Below are 20,893 nucleotides of genomic sequence, written 5' to 3' on the forward strand. Positions count from 1 at the left end.
TCCCTTAGTCACAATACTTTTGCCATGCAGATCGAGAAATGCAACCGTTCGTACGGGGGAAAGACCGGGACGCGGGTGTAGCCCTCGCGCTCGTACAGCCGGACCGCGTCGGGCTGCCGGTCGCCGGTCTGCAACACGAGCCGGGACGCGCCGAGCGCGCGCGCCGCGTCCTCCACCGCCGCCAGCAGCGCCGTGGACACCCCCGTGCCCCGCGCGGCGGACGCGACGTACATCCGCTTCAGCTCCAGGTCGCCGCCGTCCAGGCGGCGCAGCGCGGCATGCCCCACGGGTTCGCCGGAGGCGTAGGCGACCGCGACGTGGACGGCCTCGTGCGGTTCGACGACGAGCGCGCTCCGCCACTCCGGCTCGGCGACGAGGGCCTCGATCTCCTCCAGCCGGTCCTCGTAGCGGTCGCGCATCTCCGCGTCCATGGATCTGCGCAGCGCCTCCGCCGCGGGGTCGTCCCAGGCGGCGGCGCGGACTTCGACGTGGACGCTGACGGGCAACGGAAAGGCTCCTTAGCGGAGGGAACGGAAGGTGCTGGCGTGGAAGACCAGCGGCGGGACGTCGTGCGCGGCGTCCAGGTCCTCGACGCGGAAGACGACGATGTCGTGGTCACCGGAGCGGACCTGCTGCTCGACGACGCAGTCGAACCACGCGGACGCGCCCTCGACCAGCACGGAGCCGCCCTCGGTGGCCCGCCACTCGACGCCCGCGAACCGGTCGCCGTCGCGGGCGCCGACGCGGCGGCCGACGTGCTCCTGGTGCGCGCCGAGCACGCTGATCCCGATCGTGGGCCGCTCGCGCAGCAGGGGCCAGGTCGTGGAGGTGTGCGCGACGCACACCGACACGAGCGGCGGGTCGAGCGACACCGGCACGAACGAGCTGGCGGCGATCCCGGCGGGACGCCCGCCGACCAGGCCCGCGACCACGGCGACGCCGGTCGGGTAGGCGCCGTAGACGCGGCGCAGGTCGAGTCCGAGCGCCGTCATCGCGCCGCGTCCTTCGGGAGGAAGGCGGTGGCGCCTTGGCCCGCCGGCCCGGCCGGGCCGTGGAACAGGCCGCGTTCGGCGAGGCGGGGCAGCACGCCCTCGCCGACCCAGTACAGCTCCTCCAGGTGCGGGTAGCCCGACAGGACGAACTCGTCGATGCCGAGGCCGGCGTACTCGGCGATGCGCTCGGCGACCTCGGCGTGGTCGCCGACCAGCGCCGTCCCGGCGCCGCCCCGGACGAGCCCGACGCCCGCCCACAGGTTCGGCGCGATCTCCAGGGCGCGGGGGTCGCGCCAGGAGCCGTCCGCGCGGCTGGTCTCGTGGAGTTCGCGCATGCGCCGCTGGCCGACGGACTCGCTGCGGGCGAGCGCGGCCTGGGCGGCGGCGACGGTGTCCTCGCCGAGCGCCTCGACCATCCGCCCCGCGAGCCGCCACGCCTCCTCGGCGGTGTCGCGGGTGATGATGTGCAGCCGGATGCCGAACCTCGGCTTCCGGCCCCGGGCGGCGGCGAGCCCGCGGATCCACTCGATCTTGGCGGCGACCGCGTCGAGCGGCTCACCCCAGGTCAGGTACACGTCGGCGTGCTCGGCGGCGACCGGTCCGGCGGCGGCCGAGGACCCGCCGAAGTACAGCGGCGGGACGGGGTCGGGGACGGTCGGCAGCCGCGCGGCGTCGATGTCGAGGTGCGCGCCGCGATGGGTGACGGTCTCGCCGTCCCAGAGCCGCCGCACGACCGACAGGAACTCCGCGCAGCGCGCGTACCGCTCGTCCTTGGACAGGTGGTCGCCGTAGGCGCGCTGCTCGTGCGCCTCGCCGCCGGTGACGACGTTGAGCAGCAGCCGCCCCGGGGCGTGCGCGCTGAACGTCGCGGCCATCTGCGCGGCGAGCGTCGGGCTGATCAGTCCCGGCCGGAACGCGACGAGGAACGCCAGCCGCTCGGACTCGCGCGCCAGCATCGCGGTGGTCAGCCAGGCGTCCTCGCACCACGCGCCGGTCGGGGTGAGCGCGCCGGTGAAGCCCAGCTCCTCGGCGCCGCGCACGATCGAGGACAGGTAGCCGATCGTGGCGCGCCGGTCGCCGGACGCCGCGTCCGCGGGACGGCCGTGGCCGCCGCCCACGATGAAGCGCGAGTCGCCGTAGGTGGGCAGGAACCAGTGGAACGACAGGGTCACGGTTGGGGTTTCCTTCCTCAGAGCTGCCCGTGCCGGGGCGGGGGAGCGCCCGTCAGCAGCCAGCGTCCGATGTGCTGCACCTTCCAGCGTTCGGGGTCGTGCAGGGTGTGGGTCCGCGCGTCCCGCCAGTGCCGCGAGAGGTTGAGCGCGCCCGCCGCCGACCGCGTCCCGCCCAGCTCGAACAGCGTCGAGGCGGCCTCCAGCGCGGCGCGGCCGGTGGCGACCTTCGCGGCGGCGGTCGCGATCGACGCCCGCGCGGCGGAGTCGTCGGAGAGGTCGCGCTCGGCCGCGTCGATCGCCTCGGCGGCCTCCCGCAGCAGCGCCTCGGCGGCCCGCACGGTGATCTCCAGCTCGCCCGCCCGCTGGACGAGCAGCGGGTCGCCGGTCGCGGTCTCCGCGCCGCTCTCGAACCACGGCCGCGCCCGCCCGGCGGCGGTGACGGCGGCGGCGACCGCGCCCCGGGCGATGCCCGCGTCCAGCGCGGCGTGCAGCACCTGCGCCCGCGCGCCGTAGGTCGTCGGCCCGTCGAAGAGCGCGTTGTAGGGGACGATGTCGTCGGCGCCGACCGGGACGTCCTCCAGGCGGACCGTTCCACTCGCGGTGGTCCGCTGCCCCATGCCGTCCCAGTCGTCGTCGATGGCGACGCCGGGGGAGTCGCGCGCGATGTAGGCGAGCGCCTTGGGCGGCGCGCCGCCCGGCAGCGGCGGCTCGTCGGCGAGGACGGCCCGGACGACCAGCACGTCCGCGAACAGCGCGCCGGTGCTGTAGTACTTCACGCCGCCGAGGACGTAGCGGCCGGGCCGCGTCCGGCGCAGGGTGGTGGCGTCGTCGGTGACGGTGCGCCCGCCGCGCTCGGTCTGGGCGTTGGCGAAGCGCGCGCCGTCCAGCGCCCTCGCGAAGTACCGGGCCCGCTGCTCCTCGGTGCCCTGCCGCCGCAGCGCGTCCAGGAACACGAAATGGCTCTGCGGTATCTGCGCGAGGCTCGCGTCGGCGGCGGCGAGCGTCCGGAACACCTCGGCCAGCACGGCGGCGCCCACCTCGGCGCCGCCGTGCCGGGCGGGCACCGCGGCGCCGAGCAGGCCCGAGCCCGAGAGCTCGGCCAGCTCGGCGGCCGGTGCCCGCCGGTCGCGGTCGCGCTCGTCCGCCCGCACGGCGACGGCGGCGGCGAGCTTGCGCGCGACCTCCACGGCCTCCGCGCCCGAGCGGATCACGTGCGCGTTCGGCATCGTCGTCCTCAGCGGTAGAGGGAGAAGGCGGGGGCGCGGCGGTTCAGCGTCCAGTCCCCGACCTCGCGGGCCTTGTAGGCGACCGGGTCGTGGACGGTGTGGGTGCGCAGGTTCCGCCAGTGCCGGTCGAAGCCGTAGGCGCTGGTCGTGGCCCGCGCGCCCTGGATCTCGAACAGCCGGGACGCGACCGACAGCGCGACCTTCGTCGACAGGTACTTGGCCTCGTAGACCGCGACCGCCGCGTCCGCGCGCTGCTCGGCGGTGATCGAGGGGCCGATGCCGAGCGCGTCCTGGAGCGCGTCCCCGGCCCGGTCGGCGAGCAGGGCGGCGGCGCGGATCTCGCTGCGCAGCTCCCCGACCGTCTGGAGGACGTAGGGGTCGTCGGTCGCGCTGTCCACGCCGGAGGTCTCCCAGGGCGCGCCGTGCAGGCGCGTCCAGTCCAGCGCCTCGTCGAGCGCGCCCTCGGCCGTGCCGACGTAGAAGTTGACGAACGCGAGCTGCCAGTGCGGGGTGACCAGCGTCTGGTACGGGGTGATCGTCCGTCCGGTGAGCGGGTCGGGGCCGAGGACCTCGTGCCGCTCGACGGGCGTCGCGGTGAACTCGACCCCGCCGGAGTCGGTGAGCCGCTGGCCGATGTTGTCCCAGTCGCCGAGCGCGCGGAAGCCCTTCCGCCCGGCGGGCAGCGCGACGAACAGCAGCTCGCCCTCGAAGGCGGCGGTCACCGACAGGTAGTCGCCGAGCCCGGCGCCCGAGGCGAACGAGCGGCGGCCGTCCAGCCGGAACCGGTCGCCGTCGCGCGACAGCACGACGTCGGAGCCGCCGCGCGGGTTCTGCACGCCGCCCCAGAACACCTTCTCCCGCCCGTTGCGCCGCGACAGCTCGGCGTCCTGCTCGGGCGTGCCGAACAGCGAGGCGACCCGGGTCTGCGCGTAGTGGTAGCCGATCAGGTGCGCGATCGAGGTGTCGCCGCGCGCGATCCGCCGGACGACCTGCGCCGCCTGCGCGAACGACAGCCCGTCGCCGCCGTGCTCGACGGGCTCCTGCACCTGGAGCAGGTCGTTGCGCCGCAGCAGCTCGACCTCCTCGCGCGGCGCCCGGTTGGCGCGGTCGCGCTCGGCGGCGGTGGCCCGCAGCTCGGCGGCGACGACGTCGGCGCGGTGCAGCGCGGCGGCGAACCGCTCGTCGTTCGTTGCGATGCTCTGCTCGGTCTCGACGGACATTGCCTCTCCTGTGTCGTGGGGGTTTTCAGGAGTTCACGTGTGCCGGCGTCTCCAGGTCCGCTTCCAGCTCGCGGACGAGCGGCAGGACGCGCTCGCCGAAGTACTCGACGTCCTCCAGGTAGTGCAGGAAGCCGAGCAGGAACAGGTCGACGCCGAGCCGCTTGTAGGCGACGATCCGCTCCGCGATCTGCTCGGGTGTGCCGATCAGCCCGGTGCGGAACCCGTCGTTGTACTGGACGAGGTCGGCGAACTCCGAGTCCTGCCACATGCCCTTGCCGTCCGACGCCGACCGCCCCGCCTGCCTGACCGCCGACCCGAAGCCCTCGACGGCCTTCCGGTCGGCCTTCGCGACGATCTCGCGCAGCACCTCGCGGGCCTCGGCCTCGGTGTCGCGCGCGATCAGGAACCCGTTCAGCCCGAACCGGACGCGGCGCCCGTGCAGCCCCGCCTCGGCCCGGACGTCGCGGATCTGCTCGGTGACGCCGTCGAAGTCGCGGCCGTTGCTGAAGTACCAGTCCGACACCCGCCCGGCCATGCGGCGGGCGCTGGTGGAGTTGCCGCCCTGGAAGATCTCCGGGTGCGGGCGCCCCGGCCCGGCCAGCGGCTTGGGGCGCAGGTCGAAGTCGTGCAGCCGGTAGAAGTCGCCGCCGAACTCCGCGTGCTCGGAGGTCCAGATCTCGCGCAGCACCCGGATGAACTCCTCGCTGCGCCGGTACCGCTCGTCGTGCTCCAGCCACGGCTCGCCGAGCTTGGTGAACTCGTCCTTGAACCAGCCGCTGACGACGTTCACGGCGGCGCGGCCGCCCGAGAGCTGGTCGGCGGTCGCGATGAACTTGGCGAGCACGCCCGGGTGCCACAGCCCGGGGTGCACGGCGGCGATCACCTTCAGCCGCTGCGTCGCGAGCAGCAGCGCGAGGCTGAACCCGGTCGACTCGTGCTGGTAGGCGGCGCCGTAGGAGGCGATGTAGCGGACCTGGCTGAGCGCGTACTCGAAGCCGTTCCGCTCGGCGAGCACGGCCAGTTCCCGGTTGTAGTCGTAACCCCAGTCGGTGCGCTGCTCGATCGTGCTGACGACCAGCCCGCCGCTGACGTTGGGGACCCAGTAGGCGAACTTCAGGGGATCGTGGCTATTTTCCATATTCCCTACTGACATAGTGTGAATTGTGCGCGTGCGGCCCCGTCCAGGTCAATGCCGTCAGCGAGGCGATCGGATCCGCTCGGTGAAGATGTGGTTGCTGTCGGCGCGGCTGCCCGGCGTCCGGCCGCGCCCCCAGCCGACGATCCGCCGGTACTCCCCGAACGCGTCGGCGAGGGCGGCCTCGTCGGTGTGCGGGGAGCCGTCCGGCGCGGGCCCGCTGAAGGGCGCGACGTACAGGGCGTCCGTCGGGCAGTGGGCCTCGCACATGAAGCACGACTGGCAGTCGCTCTGCCGCGCGATCACCGGGAGGCCGTCGGCGCCCCGGTCGAACACGTCGGTCGGGCACACCTTGACGCACACGTCGCACTTCACGCAGCGCTCCGCGCTCACGACCTCGATCACGCCGCCACCTCCTGGGGCTCGGTGGAGGTCCAGGTCTCCTCCAGGCCGCCGACCAGCAGCCGGTGCTCGAAGCTCCGCAGCGTCGGCAGGCCGTCCAGCCGGTGCATGCCCCGGGACTCCTCGCGGGCCAGCGCGGCGCGGTAGCACCACCGGGCGTGCGCGGTCATGGCCGCCGCCGACCGGGCGCGCAGGCGCTCGCGGCCCGTCCCGGCGACGCCCTCGGACGTGACGCGCTCCCACAGCGCGTCCAGCGAGGCCAGCGAGGCGCGGAGCCCCTCGCGCGTGCGGAACAGGTTGCGGTCGAGCGGCAGGATCTCGGCCTGGACGGCGCGGACGACCCGCGCCGCGTCCAGCGACCCGGGCGTCAGGCCGGCCCTCCCGGCCGGAATGGTGCGTGTCCGGTCCCGGCCGAGGCCGAACCGCGCGGCGCCGCGTCCGGCCCAGGTGCCCGACGAGATCGCCCACGCGCCGTTGTAGGCGCCGCCGCCGCTGACCGCGCCCGACACCGGTTCGCGGGTCGCGACGTCCCCGGCGGCGTACAGGCCGGGGACGGTCGTCGCGCAGTCGTCGCCGACGATCCGCAGCCCGCCCGTGCCCCGGACCGTGCCCTCCAGCACCATCCGCACCTCGTAGGGGTCGCGGAACGGGTCGATCCCGGCCTTGTCCAGCGGCAGGAAGTAGTTCGGCTGCGCGTCGCGCATCGCCTGCCGCAGCTCGGCGGGCGCCTGGTCGAGCCGCGCGAAGACCTTCCGCCCGGCCGCGAGGCGCTCGGCGACCTGCGCCCTGGCCCACAGCGGGTCCGGGACCTCGATGCGCGTGCCGTCCTCGGCGTAGTACGTCGCGAACTGCATCATCAGGCCCTTGGTGTGCGCGCCGTAGGCGGGCGAGAGCCCGTACACGCTGGAGAACTCCATCCCCGACAGCTCCGCGCCCAGCTCGGCGGCCATCAGGTGCCCGTCGCCGGTGTCGACGTTGGTGCCGAAAGCGCCGGACAGGAACGCGCAGCCGCCGGTCGCGAGCACGACCGCGCCCGCGCGGACCGTCCAGGGCGCCTCGCCCTCCTGCCGGGCGATGCCGGCCGCGCCCGCGACGACGCCCGAGGAGTCGGTCAGCAGCCGCAGCGCCGGATGGTGGTCGAGGATCAGCACCCCCGACCGGTGGACGCGGCGCCGCATCCGCTTCATGTACTCCGGCCCCTGGAGGCTGCCGCGCCGCTCCACCCCGTCGTGGACCGGGAACGGGTAGCCGAACGAGGCGAGGTCGTCGACGCGGCGGTAGGTCTCGTCCACGACGCGGGCCATCCAGCGGCGGTCGGCGAGCCGGGCGCTCTGCTCGAACCGCGCGTCGACCTCCCGCTCGCGCTCCGCCGCGTCCGGGGGCACGTACCAGAGGTTGTTGCCGCCCGACGCGGTCGGCCCGCTGGTGCCGCAGTACCCCTTGTCGGCGAGGACGACCCGCGCCCCGGCCGTGGCGGCGGCCAGCGCCGCCCACGCCCCGGCGGGCCCGCCGCCGAGCACGAGGACGTCGGCGTCGTGCTCGATCACGGCGTGGCCCCGGCGGCGGTCCGGGCGCCCGGGGCCAGCCACGAGTCGATCGGGAAGTCGGTCTTGAGGAGCTTCTGCCCGGCGAGGAACCCCTTGGTCCCGTCGAGCAGCTTCAGCCCCTCGGGGGGGAACGGCGTGTCCGGGAGCTGCTCCCTCAGCGTCGTCTTGATGGTCACCTGCGGCGCGTAGCCGCCGGTCCGCGCGACGTAGGCGGTGTAGGCGGGCCAGTTCGCCTTGGCCACCCGGGTCGCCTTCGACTCGGCCCGCTGCCAGACCTTGACGATGTCCTTGTGCCCGGACAGGTACTTCTCGGTCACGACGGTCGCGGACGTACCGAGCAGGTCGGGGTGGTCGCGGGAGGCGACGTCGACCGAGCGGTACCCCTTCGCCTCCTCGGCGACCTGGTCGGCCGAGACGAGCCCGCCCGCGTCGATCGCGTTCTTCTCCAGCGCCGCGATGATCGCGGGCGTGTACATGTGGATGATCTGCTTCGGCCTCACCCCGGCCTGCTGGAGCGCGCCGAGCAGGTAGCGGTGGATGTAGGAGCCGGTCTGCACGCCGATCCGCTTGCCCTCCAGGTCCTTGAGCGAGGTGGGCCCGCCGTCCTTCTTGGCGACGATCGCCGCGTCCAGCCGGATGGAGTTCAGCGACACCAGCCGGGTCGGCAGGCCCTGCCCGCGCCCGATCAGCGCCGGGGTGTCGCCGTAGACGCCGATGTCCAGCGACCCGCCCGCGAGCGCCTGGTTCAGGTCGGGGCCGTTCTGGAACGTCGCGACCTGGATCTTGTCGATCCCGGCGGCCTTCAGCTCGGGCAGCAGCTCGCCGCGCTCGTCGAGGAACCCGACGGTGCGGTTCAGCTTGTTGCCGACGGCCGTCCCGATCACTCCGACGCGCAGCGTCTTGGAGCCGCCCGCGGCGGCGGACGAGCCGCACGCCGCCGCGCCCAGCACGAGCAGCCCGGCGGCCAGGATCTTGGGGATCTTCACAGTTCTTTCCTCTCGGTGTCTCAGGACGTGAGCGGGGCGCCGGAGCGGTTCAGCGACGGGCCGACGGCGAGCCTCGCGCCGGGGGTGCGTCCGCGCCCCCAGCCGATCTGCTCGCGGTAGCTGCCGAGCAGCCCCTCGGCGGCGAGGTCGGCCTCGTCGGGCGGCTCGGGCAGCGGGTGCGAGCGCGGGTCGACGAACAGCGCGTCGACCGGGCAGTACGCCTCGCACATGAAGCAGGTCTGGCAGTCGCTCTGCCGGGTCAGGACGGGGATGCCGTCCGCGCCCCGGTCGAAGACGTTCGTCGGGCACACCGCGATGCACTTGTCGCACGCGATGCACCGCTCCCGCGACACGATCTCGATCACGACGCCACCGCCAGCGCGGCGGTCTCGGGCCGCGTCCACACCTCGTGCAGGCCGCCGGTGACCAGGCGCCGCCGCTGGGACGGGTCCTGCTCGGGCAGGTCCTGCCGCTTGTGCATGCCGCGCGTCTCCGTGCGGGCGAGCGCGGCGCTGTACATCCAGCGGGCGTGCGCGGTCATCGCGGCGGCCGACCGCGCCCGGACGAGCCCGGCGCCCTCGCCGCGCAGCGTGCCGGCCAGCTCCCGCCACGTCCGGTCGAGGGCGTCCAGCGCCGGGACGAGCCGGTCGGCGTGCCGCAGCAGGTTCTTGTCGTAGGGCAGCACCTCGGCCTGCACGGCCCGCACGTACTCGGCGTGGCCGCCGGTCGCGGGCCCGGCCGGGCGGACGCCCGCCTCGCCGAGCGCGCGCACGGGCCGTCCCGTGGCGCGCCCGCCCAGCTCGGCGGCGTGCCGCGCGGCGCCCCGCCCCGCCCACGTGCCCGACGACATCGCCCACGCGGAGTTGTGGCTGCCGCCGCCGGTGAAGCCGCCGCAGATCAGCTCGCGGGTCGCGGCGTCGCCCGCCGCGTACAGGCCGGGCACGGTCGTGGCGCAGTCCGGGCCGGTGATCCGGATGCCGCCGGTGCCGCGCACGGTGCCCTCGGCGAGCAGCGTGACCGGGAACAGGTCGGTGAACGGGTCGATGCCCTGCCGGTCGAACGGCAGGAAGAAGTTCGGCTGCGCGAGCCGCATCGCCCGCTGCTCCTCCGGCGTCGCCTTGTCGATCCGGCACAGGACGGGCTCGGTGAGCAGCGTCCGCGCGATGACCGAGCGCCCGCGCTGGCTGCCCGCGCCTTCGAGGACGCTCCCGTCCGCGTGGTAGAAGGTCGCGAACGAGTAGAACGCCGTCTTCGTCACCGACGTGAACGCCGGGGCGATCGCGTAGGCGTTGGAGAACTCCATCCCCGACAGCTCCGCGCCCGCCTCCGCCGCGAACAGCGCGCCGTCGCCGGTGTTGACGTCGCAGCCGAGGGCCTTGCTGAGGAACGCGCACCCGCCGGTGGCGAGCACCACCGCGCGGGCCGTGACCCGGAACGGGTGCTCGTCGCGCAGCCGGTACCCGGCCGCTCCCGCGACCGCGCCCGACCCGTCCGCGAGCAGCTCGGTGACCGGGCTGTGGTCGAGGACCCGCACGCCCGCCCGGCGCACCCGGACGCGCATCCGCCGCATGTACTCGGGCCCTTGGAGGCCGCGCCGGATCTGCCGCCCGTCGTCGTCGACCGGGAACGGGTACCGCGACACCTCCGCCAGCTCGTTCATGTTCGCGTAGGTCTGGTCGAGGACGCGGGCCATCCACTCCCGGTCGGCGAGGTACCCGCCGAGGCCCTCGCGGCTCGCCATCGCCGCCTCCCGGGCCTCCGGCCGAGGCTCGACGTACCAGACGCCGGTGCCCGCCGACGCGGTCGCGCCGCTCGTGCCGAGGTAGCCCTTGTCGGCGAGGACGACGCTCGCGCCCGCCTCCGCCGCCTTCACCGCGGCCCACGCCCCGGCGGGGCCGCCGCCCGCGACCAGCACGTCCGCGTCGATCTCGTTGATGGTCACAGCGCCTCCCGGGCGGTGGTCAGGTTGGTGGCGACGGGGCGGACACCGAGCCCGTCGAGCAGGTCGCGGCGCAGCGCGACGAAGCGGGGGTCGTCCATCGAGCGGGGACGCGGCAGGTCGACGGCGTACTCGCGGGCGATCCGCCCGTCCGCGAGCAGCAGCGCGCGGTCGGCGAGCAGCAGCGCCTCCTCGACGTCGTGGGTGACCAGCAGCACCGCCGGGCGGTGCTCGGCCCACAGGTCGGCGACGAGCGCCTGCGCGTTGAGCCTGGTCAGCGCGTCGAGGGCGCCGAAAGGCTCGTCCAGCAGCAGCAGGTCGGGGGTGCGGACCAGGGCCCGCGCCAGCGCGACCCGCTGCGACTCGCCGCCCGACAGCGTGAGCGGCCAGGCGTCGGCGCGGGCCGAGAGCCCCACCTCGGCGAGCGCGTCCTCGGCCCGCGCGCGCAGGTCCCGGCCGCGCAGGCCGCGTTTCGACAAGCCGAGGACGACGTTGTCCCAGACGCGGCTCCACGGCAGCAGCCGGTGCTCCTGGTAGACGACGGCGCGCTTGGCCGGGACGTCGATCTCGCCGCCGCCCTCGCCGTCCAGCCCGGCCAGCGCGCGCAGCAGCGTGCTCTTGCCCGAGCCGCTCGCGCCGAGCAGCGCGACGAACTCGCCGGGGGCGATGTCGAGGTCCACGCCGTCCAGCACGGTCCGCTCACCGAACACGCGGGTGAGCCCGCGCACCCTCACGCCGCTTCTGGTTCCGACGGTCATCGCGCCACCAGCCCTCTCCGCCACGCCAGGACGCGGCGCTCGACCAGCCGCACCAGCAGGTCCGTCGAGACGCCGAGCAGCGCGTAGACGACGAGCACCAGGAAGACCGTGTCCATCTGGAGGAACTGCGTGGCCTGGTTGATGACGAAGCCGATGCCGCTGGCGGTCGCGGACTGCTCCACGACCACGAGCGTCAGCCAGGCGACGCCGAGCGAGAGCCGCAGCCCGACGAGGATCTGCGGGAGCGCGCCGGGCAGGATGACCTTGCGGACCAGCCCGATCCGGCCGAGCCCGCAGGTCCGCGCGGACTCCACCAGCCGCTCGTCCACGCCCCGGATGCCGTGGAACACGTTGATGTAGAGCGGGAACACCACGCCGACCGCGATCAGGCCGACCTTGGAGGTCTCGCCGATCCCGAACCAGATGATGAACAGCGGCACCAGCGCCAGGTGCGGCAGCATCCGGACGGCCTGCAGCGGCGCGTCGATGATGTCCTCGCTGACCCGGAACAGCCCCGACAGCAGGCCGAGCCCGAGCCCGAGCGGCAGCCCGATCGCGAGGCCCTTCAGCACCCGCAGCAGCGAGACCCCGAGGTTGTCGGTCAGCTCGCCCGAGGAGGTCATCTCCCAGCCCCGCGCCGCGACGTCGCTGAGCGGCGGCGTCGTGCTGCCGAGCCAGCCGGCCCGCGCGCCGATCTCCCACAGCGCGAGCACCAGCACCAGCCCGCTGACCTTGCGGGCGCGGCGCAGCAGCGCCAGCGCCACGGCGCCCGAGCGCGCGGCGGCCCGCGGCGCCGCGGCGCGCGGCAGCGCGGACCGGGGTGGATCGAGCAGCTCTGTGGACATGCGTTACCTCCAGGGCGGGACGCGGGCAGGCAGGCAGGGGGATCCGGCGGGCATGGGGCCGTGCGGCCGACAGGCGTGAGCGAAGGGGGGAAGAGAAGAGAGGGGCGGCGGATCAGCGGCCGAGGCGTGCGGAGGGGCGGGTCAACAGGACGCGCTGCACACGCGGAGGAGGTCGATGTGGCGCCTCGCCACCAGTGCCTCCGTTGCGTTCATGCTCCTAGCATGCACATGGACGCAGCCTGGGGGAAGACCCTGAAAAGCCCGCCCGACCTGCGGAGACGCCGCAAGGATCATGCAAAACCGACAAAACCTACTGCTTTACCAGGGAATATGCCGTACCGGACGGCCGATGATGATCTTGTACACGGTTACACAGATCACACCGTCCGGAAACCCGGAGGTAGACGGACCGTAACTCGCTCCGGACGCAGGGTCCACCAACGGGTGTGGCCGTGCCCGGGGTCCTGGTTCCCCGAACACGGCCACCTTCCCGGAGTGCCGCCCGGCGGCCGCGTCGCTCCCCAGCGGGACCGGCCGGACGGCAGTGGTACTAGACCGCGGCCCCCGCCGCGGTCTGGACGGGCACGGTCAGGCGCGGGCTCGTCCAGCGGACCAGCGACGCGCCGAGCGCCATGCCGCCGCCGAAGCCCGCCAGCAGGACGAGGTCGCCGGGCCCGATCGCGCCGCGCCGGTACGCGGCGTCCAGCGTGATCGGGATCGACGCCGCGCCCGTGTTGCCGTAGCGCTCGACGGTCAGGTGGGTGTGCGCCGTGGTGAGCCCGAGGGAGGGCACGATGTCGGCGAGCATCGCGCCGTTGGCCTGGTGCGGGACGAAGTGCCGCACCTCCTCGGGCGGCACCCCGCCGCGCCGCAGCAGCTGCGCCACGGTGGCCGGGAGGGTGTCGTGGACGAACTCGCGGACGCCGCGCCCGTCCATCTTGAAGAAGTGCTGGCCTTCCTCCAGCGTGTGCTCGGTCGCGGGCATGCGGCTCCCGCCCGCCGGGACGCGGATGAGGCCGTGCATGTCGCCGCGGCTCATCATCAGCGCGTCGGCGAGCCCGCCTCCGGACGGGGACGGACCGAGCACGACCGCGCCCGCGCCGTCCCCGAACAGGATCGCCGTCCTGCGGTCGGAGTAGTCGAGGATGCGCGAGTAGATGTCGACGCCGACGACCACGCCGTAACCGCCGCCGCCGTCACCGCGCAGCAGCCGCTCGGTCACCATCAGCGCGTACACGAAGCCGCTGCACACGGCGTTCATGTCGAACGCGCCCGCGCCCTCGGCGCCGATGAGGTGCTGGACGATGCTCGCGGTCGCGGGCTGCGGGTGGTCGGGCGTGGAGGTGGCGACGACCACGTAGTCGAGCTGCTCGGGCGAGAGCCCGGCCTGGTCGAGGGCCCGCCGCGCGGCGGCCGCCGCGAGGTCGGAGGACGCCTCGTGCGCGGCGGCCCGCCGCCGCTCCACGATGCCGGTCTTGCGGACGATCCAGTCGGCCGACACTCCGGCCGGCCCCGCGATCTCGTCGTTGCCGACGACGCGGTCGGGCAGGTAGGAACCCGTACTGAGAATGCCTATCTGGGCCATGAGAAGGATTGCTCCAGTTCTTGGGTTGGCCTGGCGCAGGGCGCGGTCACCGGGCGGGCGCCGCGTGGCGGATCCGGTCGGCGGACCGCCGCGCGGCGACCGCCGCGGATCAGGAGACCGCCGCGCGGGGCGCGGTCCCGGTGCGCAGCCTGCGCCACCGCCCGAGGTTCGCGCGTTCCAGCAGGAACGGGTCGTCGCCGACCACGACCGGGTCGCCCACGGCCTCCAGCAGGTGGAGGTCGGTGGAGTGGTCGCCGTAGGCGCTGCACCGGGCGAGGTCCAGGCCGCGGACGGCGGCGGCGGCCCGCGCGGCGCGGCCCTTCGCGACGCCGATCAGCGGGGCGAGCACCTCGCCGGTCAGCGCGCCGCGCCGGACGAGCGGCCTGGTGCCGAGCGCCCAGCAGTGGCCGCCCAGCGCCTCGGCGATCGGGTCGAGGCAGGCGAAGAACGAGCCCGACAGCAGCACGACGAGGTTCCCCCGTGCCTGGTGCCGCCGGTACTCCCGCAGCGTCGCGGGCACGAAGGGCGAACGCTCCCGTGACTCCTCGGCGAACCAGGCGGCGCCGCTCTCGGCCAGCCGGCGCGCCTCCTGCCCCGCGAAGAGCCGGTAGTACCGCCGGTTGACCTCGGCCCGGTTCGCCCCGGCCGCGGCGGCGGCGTGCAACTCGCCGGCGAGGCGCCCGTAGGTGCCGTCCGGCTCGCCCTGCGTCCTCAGGTGGTACCGCAGGAAACGGAACATGCTCTTGAAATGGACGAGCGTCTCGTCCACGTCGAAGAACGCGGCCGCCCCCGCGGGCGCGTCGGCGCTCACCGGCCGTGGACGCCGGTGAGCACGCAGCCGACCGCGCAGATCGAGCGGTCGTTCTGCCGGACGTCCACGTCGGCGACGACCGTGAGCGGCGCCGCCGCCGGGTCGCCGGGAAGGCCCTCGATCTCCCCGGGGCCCGCCGCCGTGTAGGTGATGCCGTCCTCGGCCAGCGGGCTCCCCGGCCCGCTCGCCGCCTCGGGCGCGCCGATGGAGGCGTGCAGCGTGATGTCGCGCTCCAGTTCGCCGAACGCGCTGAACGTCGCGGACAGCTCGGTGAGGTAGCTCTTGACCGCCGACACGCCGCGCACCTCCAGGGCCCCGTAGTGGACGACCTGGCGGGCCGCCTCGGCGAGCACCATCCCCGGGATGTGGTCCTGGGGGTGGTCGAACAGGCTCGGGTGGTTGGCCGCCAGCCGCAGCACGGCGCTCGCGCCGGACCGTTCCGCCTTCGCGTCGCACAGCACGACGTTGTCGGGCAGCATCCTGCCGACCAGGTGCGGCGCCACCGGCGCCCCCGGGCTCTGCTCGGGCGGGACGGACGTCGAGCGCAGCAGCGCGCCGTCGCGGTTGCGCAGCCGCAGCGCCATGTAGCCCTCCGGGGACTTGAACCGCATGCCGATCGCCGCGCTTCCGAACTCGAAGCCCGCGATCTCCAGCCGCATCGCGTAGTCGATGCCGGTGATCCGGTCGTCGCGGACGCGCCGCGAGGTCGTGACGGTCATCGTGACCCGGCGCGGCTTCGCGCCGACCGTGAGCAGCTCCGGCCGGTCGATCCTGATCCGCATGTGGGTCAGGATGAACTTGTGGTCGAGCGGCACGTCGTAGTGCCGGTGCGCGCCGAGGATGGCCCCCTGCCGGCACGCCTCCAGTAGCAGCATCGGGTCGTAGGCGGCCGGGGTGAGCAGGTGGTCGCCGTAGTAGGCGTGCGAGCGGGGCAGGAACGCGGCGACGGCGTAGGTGTCCTCGTCCACCTGCCGGCTGTCGGTGAGAAACACTTCGGCGAGCGATTCACGGTGCACCAGTGTGCGGTCAATGGTACGCGCGAATTCGAGATCGATCGCCTGCGGGCTGATTTTCGTTTGGGCCATGGTGTCATCCTCTCCAATCGACCATGGTGACGGCATCAGCTATCAAATGATCTTGCTCGATAAGGCTATGCGTGCCTTGAAGACATTGTCAACGTACTTTAACGGTGCAGGGAAGACCTCCAAGAATTGCGTTTGGAAAGGGTCGGCCGAAGTATCGGACGCGGGTGTTTTCGGTCGTCCGGATAGGGGTGGCCATGGGGCTGATCAGCGACGACGCGGGCCGCCTCCGAGGGCCCGGCGGTGCACTGTGATCCGGCTCTCATGGTCATCGCGGTACATCGCATTCCCGTCCAGACGGCGAATAGGGGACGAACGCGACGCCGAGTTTCCAAACCCGGGCAGGAATGCTGGAATTCTCGGCGTCGCGGCTCGGGGACCGGTCGGCGGCGACCGGTCGGCGGTGCCCGTCAGGGGTAGACGTCGCCCGGCAGCCTCCGGTCGGCGCCGACCGTGCGGATGTGCCAGTACGGATAGGGCGCGGGCACTTCGCTGACCTTGTCGAGGCGCTCGACCTCCGCCTCGGTCAGCGTCCACTCCATGGCGTTGAGGTTGTCCTCAAGCTGGCTCGGCTTGCTGGCGCCGACGACCGCCGCGGTGATGCCGGGCTTGGCCAGCACCCAGTTCAGCGCGACCTGCGGCACCGTCACGCCGCGCTCCGCGGCGATCTCCGACAGCTCGTCGACGATGTCGTAGGCCTGTTCCTCGTCGGTCAGCGGCGCCGACTCGGCGGCGGTCGCGTTGGCGAGCCGGCTGCCCTCGGGGCGCCCCTCGCCGCGCCGGTACTTGCCGGTCAGGAAGCCCCCGGCCAGCGGCGACCACACGGTGATGCCGACGTTCTGGTCCACGCTCAGCGGGACGATCTCCCGCTCCAGCTCGCGGGCGGCGAGGTTGTAGTAGCCCTGGTAGGTCACGACGCGCGCCAGGTTCCGCCGCTCGGACACCGACAGCGCCTTCATCAGGTGCCAGGCCGCGAAGTTCGACACGCCGAGGTAGCGCACCTTGCCCGACCTGACGAGGTCGTCCAGGGCGCGCAGGGTCTCATCCAGCGAGGTGCGCGGGTCGAAGCCGTGCAGATGGTAGATGTCGATGTAGTCGGTGTTCAGGCGGCGCAGGCTGGCCTCGACCGCGGCGAACAGGTGGTGCCGGGACGAGCCGAGGTCGTTCGGGTCGTCGGTGATGCGCCAGCGTCCCTTGGTCCCGATGACGACCCGGTCGCGGACGTTCTTCAGCGCGACGCCGAGGAACTGCTCGCCCATCCCGTTCTTGTACACGTCGGCGGTGTCGAAGAAGTTGACGCCCGCGTCGAGCGCGGTGTTCACGAGGCGGAACACCTCCTGCTCCTCGACCGTCCCGAACTCGGCCCAGTCGCGGTCGGGGGCGCCGAGGAACGGGGCGTTGCCGCCGAAGTTGAACGAGCCGTAGCACAGCTCCGACACCATCAACCCGGTGTCGCCCATATAGCGGTACCGCATCGCGTTTCCTTTCTGCGTTGTGAATCCGTGCGGGGTGCTCCGCGCGGCGCGGGGTCCGCGCGGGAGCGGGGGCTCGTGGGTGGATCAGGCGCCGGCCGGGTCCGGTTCGGCGGTCCCGCCGCCCGCCGCGGCGGCGGCCTCGGCGGTCTCGGGGGCGGTCTCGGCGGCGTCGTCGAACTCGCGGTCGCGGATGACCGCGTAGGTGGTGATGGCGCCCAGCAGCGCGAGCCCGGCCAGGAGCAGGAACGCGGTGTGCATGGCGGAGGTGAGCCCGTGCGCGGCGGCGTCCAGCGCGTACTGGCGCTGCCCCGCCGGGACGGAGTCAAGGGCCCCGTCGATGCGTCCCTGCGTGGCCTCGCCCGCCAGGTCGCGCGCGTTCCCCGACAGCGAGGGCGCGCGGTCGTCCAGGTCGCGCAGCGTGAGGCTCGCCAGCAGCGCGGCGGCGCCCGCGATCGCGACCGACTCGCCGGTGATGCGCATCGTGTTGAAGATCCCGGACGCCATGCCCGCGCGCTCGACCGGCGCGACGCTCACCGCCGCGTTGTCCATGACGCCGAACGCGCTGCCGACGCCGACGCCGAAGACCAGGAGCGGGCCCGCGAGGTTCGTCCACGACGCGTCCGGCTGGAGGGTCATCAGCCAGAGCGAGCCGACGGCGATCAGCGCCGAGGACGCGGCGAGCATCACCCGCAGCGGGATCCGCGCGGCGATCCGCCCCGCCACCAGGGGGACGAGGAAGACCGGCACGGTCAGCGGCAGCAGCAGCGCGCCCGCCTCGGTCGCCGAGTGCCCGCCCACGCCCTGGAAGTAGGGCGGCAGGTACACCAGCAGCACCACGAACCCGAACGTGATCGTGAACGGCTGGCACACGACGACGATGAACGTCGGGCGGCGGAACAGCGACAGGTCGAACATCGGGTGCTCGACCCGCAGTTCGACCAGCACGAACGCGACCATCAGCGCGACCGCGCCCGCCAGCGAGCCGAGCGCCGCCGGGGTCAGCCAGCCGCGCGCCGGCCCCTCGACGAACATCAGCGCGAGCAGCCCGAGGCTCCCGCTGAAGGTGGCGGCGCCGCCCCAGTCGACCCTGCTCGCGACGGGGTTGCGCGACTCGGGGATGAACCGGGCGAGGGCGAGCACCACGATGCCGACGACCACGTTGATGGCGAAGACCGCGCGCCAGCTGCCCGCGCTCACCAGCGCGCCCGCCGTCAGCGGTCCGAGCGCCAGGCCGCAGCCGAACGAGCCGCCGAGCACGCCGAACGCCTGCGCCCGCGCCGGGCCCTGGAACGAGGCGGCCAGGATCGCGGCGCCGCTGGTCAGCACGCCCGCCGCGCCGATGCCCTGGACGGCGCGCGCGACGTCGACCAGCAGCATGCTCGTCGCCACCGTGCAGACCAGCGACATGAGGCAGAACAGCGCGAGGCCGGTCAGCAGGACGCGGCGGCGGCCGAACCGGTCGGCGAGCCCGCCCGCCGCCAGCAGGCAGGCGGCGAAGGTGACGCCGTAGGCGTTCTGGACCCACTGGGCCGCGGCCACGCTGGAGCCGAGGTCGGCCGCCATGTCCGACAGGGCGACGGCGGGGCCCGTCACGGTGAGCGGGAGCGTGATGCTCGCGAGGGCGATGGCGGCCAGGGTGGGAACGGTGTGCACCCGTTCCGGCGAGCCGGGTCGCGCAATTTCCGATTCCGTGCTGGCAGACATACGTCCAGGCCCCCTCTCTATGAGGACGAAATATCATCAGGCACCGAGCAACTATAAGGTCTCTTACAGTACGGCGCAAGGTAACGCGGGATGAATGTGGGTCGCCGGTTTCACCATCAACCGAAGGTATGACAGAAGCTGTCATACCCGGGTTGCAGTTTCCTGCGGGCGCTGAATGTAATTCTGTTCTCACCCTGCGAAGTTGTTGGTGCTTATTCGCCTGCGCGCGCCCGGAGTGTGGCTGAGATCTCGTCCGCCAAGTGCCCTGGCGGGTGCCCATATGTTCGAGACGTGGTCTTATCATGAATGATAAAGTCTGCGGCGGGATATGACCGGGGGTGCAAAGAGCCGCACGTGGTGCGGCGTTTTCCGCGCTCCTGGGGAAGAATCCATGTCCCGTACCCGAGCCTGCTTGACGCCGCGTTCGCGTCGCGTGGCCGAGACGTCCGCCCCGGCGGCGGGCGGCCCGCGGATGGCGTTCAGGGAGAGGGAGCGCGATCCGCGGAAATGGCGCCGGGTCGGCACCGGTTTCACCCCGGTGCCGACCCGGCCGTCATCCGGCCCGTTCCCCCGTCACATGGGGTGGGGGCCGGCTGGATGGATCGCGATCAGTAGCGGGTGCCGGTCACCTGGTCGGCGAGCGGGGCCAGGGCCTCCAGGTCGGCGGCGGTGAGGCGCACGTCGGCCGCGCCGAGGTTCTCCTCCAGGTAGGTCAGGCGCTTGGTGCCCGGGATCGGGACGATGTCCTCGCCGAGCGCGAGCACCCAGGCCAGCGCGACCTGCGCGGGCGTCGCTCCCCGCTCGCGGGCCACCTCGTCGACGACGGCGACGACGCGCCGGTTCCGCTCGATCGTCTCGGCCTGGAAGCGCGGGTTGCCGCGCCGCCAGTCGCCCTCCTCCAGCTGGTCGGCGGTGGTCAGCACGCCGGTGAGGTAGCCGCGGCCGAGCGGGGAGTAGGCGATGAACGCCGCGTCGTGCTCCCGGCACCACGGCACGACCTTGTCGAGCTGGTCGCGGCTCCACAGCGACAGCTCGCTCTGGACGGTCGCGACCGGGTGGATCGCGTGCGCCGCCGCGAGCTGGTCCACGTCCGCCTCGGACATGCCGATGTGGCGGACCTTGCCCTCGATGACCAGCTGGGCCATCGCGCCCCAGCTCTCCTCGACGGGGACCCGCGGGTCGACGCGGTGGAGCTGGTAGAGGTCGATCACGTCCACGCCGAGGCGCCGCAGCGAACCCTCGGCGGCGGCGCGGATGTGGTCCGGGTGGCCGCTCGGCACGATCTCGCCGTCCCGCACCACCAGGCCGCACTTGCTGGCCAGCACCACCTCGTCGCGGCGGTCCCGCAGGGCGCGCCCGACCAGCTCCTCGTTGGTGAAGGGGCCGTAGACGTCGGCGGTGTCGATGAGCGTGACGCCCCGGTCGATCGCGGTGTGGACGACGCGGACCGACTCCTCGTCGTCGCGCCGGCCGGGGCTGTAGGCGAAGCTCATCCCCATGCATCCGAGGCCGATGGCCCCCACGGTCAGGCCCGTCGATCCGAGAGTCCTCTGCTGCACGGTCTCGTTCATCCCTTCTTGGTGAGCGTCGATCCGCTGAGCGAGATCGATCCTGTCTTGACCGTCCCGTTCGCGGTGACGCCCGTCTTGTCGTTGAGCGTCAGCGTCGATCCGCTGACGGTGTACTTGCCCGAGTAGGCCGCCTTCTGGCCGTTGTAGTCCTCGACGAAGGTGCCGTCGGAGTTGAGGACCAGGCGCAGGCTGCCGTCGTCGCTCGCCCAGGTGCCCACCACCCCGGCGGCCCCGGGGGCCGTGCCCTCGGCGGCCGCCGCCGAGGGCACGGCCGACGAGGAGCCGGCCGCCTGCGGGGCGGCCGACGTGGTCCCGGCAGACGGGGGGGCTGCCTTGGGATCGTCCTCGTCGCTCGAACAGGCCGTGGCGGTCAGCGAGACGGCGAGCAACGCGGTCGCGAGCGCGACGCCGGGAGAGATGGTCCTGGACACGTCGGTCTCCTT

General features: G+C 73.4%; 20 protein-coding genes. All 20 read right to left on the reverse strand.

Features of this window, described 5'->3' with window-relative positions; all coding sequences use genetic code 11:
* Positions 1 to 8: 8 nt before the first annotated feature.
* The 20 genes from KLI87_RS07605 to KLI87_RS07700 all read right to left on the reverse strand — a co-directional run bounded on the left by KLI87_RS07605 (position 9) and on the right by KLI87_RS07700 (position 20,881).
* Positions 9 to 506 carry a GNAT family N-acetyltransferase gene (locus KLI87_RS07605; protein ID WP_250903495.1) on the reverse strand — a complete coding sequence of 166 codons (498 nt, stop codon included), beginning with the start codon at positions 504 to 506 and terminating at the stop codon, positions 9 to 11.
* A 12-nt stretch (positions 507 to 518) separates the two neighbouring features.
* Complete coding sequence (locus tag KLI87_RS07610) at positions 519 to 992, reverse strand: flavin reductase family protein (protein ID WP_156214170.1); 474 nt, start codon at positions 990 to 992, stop codon at positions 519 to 521.
* Positions 989 to 2,164, reverse strand: coding sequence for an LLM class flavin-dependent oxidoreductase (locus KLI87_RS07615; protein ID WP_214616345.1), 1,176 nt, complete (start codon positions 2,162 to 2,164; stop codon positions 989 to 991). Before KLI87_RS07615 ends, KLI87_RS07610 begins: the two co-directional genes overlap by 4 nt.
* A 17-nt stretch (positions 2,165 to 2,181) precedes the next feature.
* On the reverse strand, positions 2,182 to 3,390 hold the full coding sequence (locus KLI87_RS07620) for an SfnB family sulfur acquisition oxidoreductase (RefSeq protein WP_156214169.1): 1,209 nt from the start codon (positions 3,388 to 3,390) through the stop codon (positions 2,182 to 2,184).
* A gap of 8 nt (positions 3,391 to 3,398) precedes the next feature.
* Complete coding sequence (locus KLI87_RS07625; RefSeq protein WP_156214168.1) at positions 3,399 to 4,610, reverse strand: acyl-CoA dehydrogenase family protein; 1,212 nt, start codon at positions 4,608 to 4,610, stop codon at positions 3,399 to 3,401.
* Between the two features lie 25 nt (positions 4,611 to 4,635).
* Positions 4,636 to 5,763, reverse strand: coding sequence for a dimethylsulfone monooxygenase SfnG (sfnG, locus tag KLI87_RS07630; protein WP_246249330.1), 1,128 nt, complete (start codon positions 5,761 to 5,763; stop codon positions 4,636 to 4,638).
* Positions 5,764 to 5,805: 42 nt separating this feature from the next.
* A complete protein-coding gene (locus KLI87_RS07635) occupies positions 5,806 to 6,150 on the reverse strand; it encodes a ferredoxin family protein (RefSeq protein ID WP_214616346.1) in 345 nt (114 codons plus the stop codon).
* The gene (locus KLI87_RS41440; RefSeq protein WP_214616347.1) at positions 6,147 to 7,694 is read right to left on the reverse strand and encodes an FAD-dependent oxidoreductase; all 1,548 of its coding nucleotides are present in this window, start codon (positions 7,692 to 7,694) and stop codon (positions 6,147 to 6,149) included. The genes KLI87_RS07635 and KLI87_RS41440 overlap by 4 nt, the downstream gene beginning before the upstream one ends.
* The gene (locus KLI87_RS07645) at positions 7,691 to 8,680 is read right to left on the reverse strand and encodes an ABC transporter substrate-binding protein (protein WP_214616348.1); all 990 of its coding nucleotides are present in this window, start codon (positions 8,678 to 8,680) and stop codon (positions 7,691 to 7,693) included. The genes KLI87_RS41440 and KLI87_RS07645 overlap by 4 nt, the downstream gene beginning before the upstream one ends.
* Before the next feature lie 20 nt (positions 8,681 to 8,700).
* Positions 8,701 to 9,045 carry a ferredoxin family protein gene (locus KLI87_RS07650; RefSeq protein WP_214616349.1) on the reverse strand — a complete coding sequence of 115 codons (345 nt, stop codon included), beginning with the start codon at positions 9,043 to 9,045 and terminating at the stop codon, positions 8,701 to 8,703.
* On the reverse strand, positions 9,042 to 10,622 hold the full coding sequence (locus KLI87_RS07655) for an FAD-dependent oxidoreductase (protein WP_214616350.1): 1,581 nt from the start codon (positions 10,620 to 10,622) through the stop codon (positions 9,042 to 9,044). The genes KLI87_RS07650 and KLI87_RS07655 overlap by 4 nt, the downstream gene beginning before the upstream one ends.
* The gene (locus KLI87_RS07660) at positions 10,619 to 11,377 is read right to left on the reverse strand and encodes an ABC transporter ATP-binding protein (protein WP_156214166.1); all 759 of its coding nucleotides are present in this window, start codon (positions 11,375 to 11,377) and stop codon (positions 10,619 to 10,621) included. Before KLI87_RS07660 ends, KLI87_RS07655 begins: the two co-directional genes overlap by 4 nt.
* Complete coding sequence (locus KLI87_RS07665) at positions 11,374 to 12,222, reverse strand: ABC transporter permease (protein WP_156214165.1); 849 nt, start codon at positions 12,220 to 12,222, stop codon at positions 11,374 to 11,376. The genes KLI87_RS07660 and KLI87_RS07665 overlap by 4 nt, the downstream gene beginning before the upstream one ends.
* Positions 12,223 to 12,772: 550 nt before the next feature.
* On the reverse strand, positions 12,773 to 13,807 hold the full coding sequence (locus KLI87_RS07670) for a 3-oxoacyl-ACP synthase III family protein (RefSeq protein ID WP_156214164.1): 1,035 nt from the start codon (positions 13,805 to 13,807) through the stop codon (positions 12,773 to 12,775).
* Between the two features lie 109 nt (positions 13,808 to 13,916).
* Positions 13,917 to 14,618, reverse strand: coding sequence for an HAD-IB family hydrolase (locus KLI87_RS07675; RefSeq protein WP_308165888.1), 702 nt, complete (start codon positions 14,616 to 14,618; stop codon positions 13,917 to 13,919).
* The gene (locus KLI87_RS07680; protein ID WP_156214163.1) at positions 14,615 to 15,739 is read right to left on the reverse strand and encodes a ScbA/BarX family gamma-butyrolactone biosynthesis protein; all 1,125 of its coding nucleotides are present in this window, start codon (positions 15,737 to 15,739) and stop codon (positions 14,615 to 14,617) included. The genes KLI87_RS07675 and KLI87_RS07680 overlap by 4 nt, the downstream gene beginning before the upstream one ends.
* 371 nt (positions 15,740 to 16,110) lie before the next feature.
* Positions 16,111 to 17,175, reverse strand: coding sequence for an aldo/keto reductase (locus KLI87_RS07685; RefSeq protein ID WP_156214162.1), 1,065 nt, complete (start codon positions 17,173 to 17,175; stop codon positions 16,111 to 16,113).
* Positions 17,176 to 17,259: 84 nt separating this feature from the next.
* Positions 17,260 to 18,828, reverse strand: a complete 1,569-nt coding sequence (locus KLI87_RS07690; protein ID WP_308165889.1) for an MFS transporter — start codon at positions 18,826 to 18,828, stop codon at positions 17,260 to 17,262.
* Between the two features lie 659 nt (positions 18,829 to 19,487).
* The gene (locus tag KLI87_RS07695) at positions 19,488 to 20,450 is read right to left on the reverse strand and encodes an aldo/keto reductase (protein ID WP_250903496.1); all 963 of its coding nucleotides are present in this window, start codon (positions 20,448 to 20,450) and stop codon (positions 19,488 to 19,490) included.
* Entirely contained in the window at positions 20,447 to 20,881 is a 435-nt protein-coding gene (locus KLI87_RS07700) for an Atu4866 domain-containing protein (RefSeq protein ID WP_156214159.1), read from the reverse strand. The genes KLI87_RS07695 and KLI87_RS07700 overlap by 4 nt, the downstream gene beginning before the upstream one ends.
* Positions 20,882 to 20,893 lie beyond the last annotated feature (12 nt).

Origin of the sequence: Actinomadura sp. NEAU-AAG7 (genome assembly GCF_018603865.1) — a bacterium.
GTDB lineage: Bacteria > Actinomycetota > Actinomycetes > Streptosporangiales > Streptosporangiaceae > Spirillospora > Spirillospora litoris.

Bases quoted from the DNA above. Each gene is read 5' to 3' on its own strand.
- KLI87_RS07610 (WP_156214170.1), bottom strand. From the start codon at position 992: ATGACGGCGCTCGGACTCGACCTGCGCCGCGTCTACGGCGCCTACCCG.
- KLI87_RS07620 (WP_156214169.1), bottom strand. From the start codon at position 3,390: ATGCCGAACGCGCACGTGATCCGCTCGGGCGCGGAGGCCGTGGAGGTC.
- KLI87_RS07625 (WP_156214168.1), bottom strand. From the start codon at position 4,610: ATGTCCGTCGAGACCGAGCAGAGCATCGCAACGAACGACGAGCGGTTC.
- sfnG (WP_246249330.1), bottom strand. From the start codon at position 5,763: ATGTCAGTAGGGAATATGGAAAATAGCCACGATCCCCTGAAGTTCGCC.
- KLI87_RS07660 (WP_156214166.1), bottom strand. From the start codon at position 11,377: ATGACCGTCGGAACCAGAAGCGGCGTGAGGGTGCGCGGGCTCACCCGC.
- KLI87_RS07665 (WP_156214165.1), bottom strand. From the start codon at position 12,222: ATGTCCACAGAGCTGCTCGATCCACCCCGGTCCGCGCTGCCGCGCGCC.
- KLI87_RS07670 (WP_156214164.1), bottom strand. From the start codon at position 13,807: ATGGCCCAGATAGGCATTCTCAGTACGGGTTCCTACCTGCCCGACCGC.
- KLI87_RS07680 (WP_156214163.1), bottom strand. From the start codon at position 15,739: ATGCCGTCACCATGGTCGATTGGAGAGGATGACACCATGGCCCAAACG.
- KLI87_RS07685 (WP_156214162.1), bottom strand. From the start codon at position 17,175: ATGCGGTACCGCTATATGGGCGACACCGGGTTGATGGTGTCGGAGCTG.
- KLI87_RS07695 (WP_250903496.1), bottom strand. From the start codon at position 20,450: ATGAACGAGACCGTGCAGCAGAGGACTCTCGGATCGACGGGCCTGACC.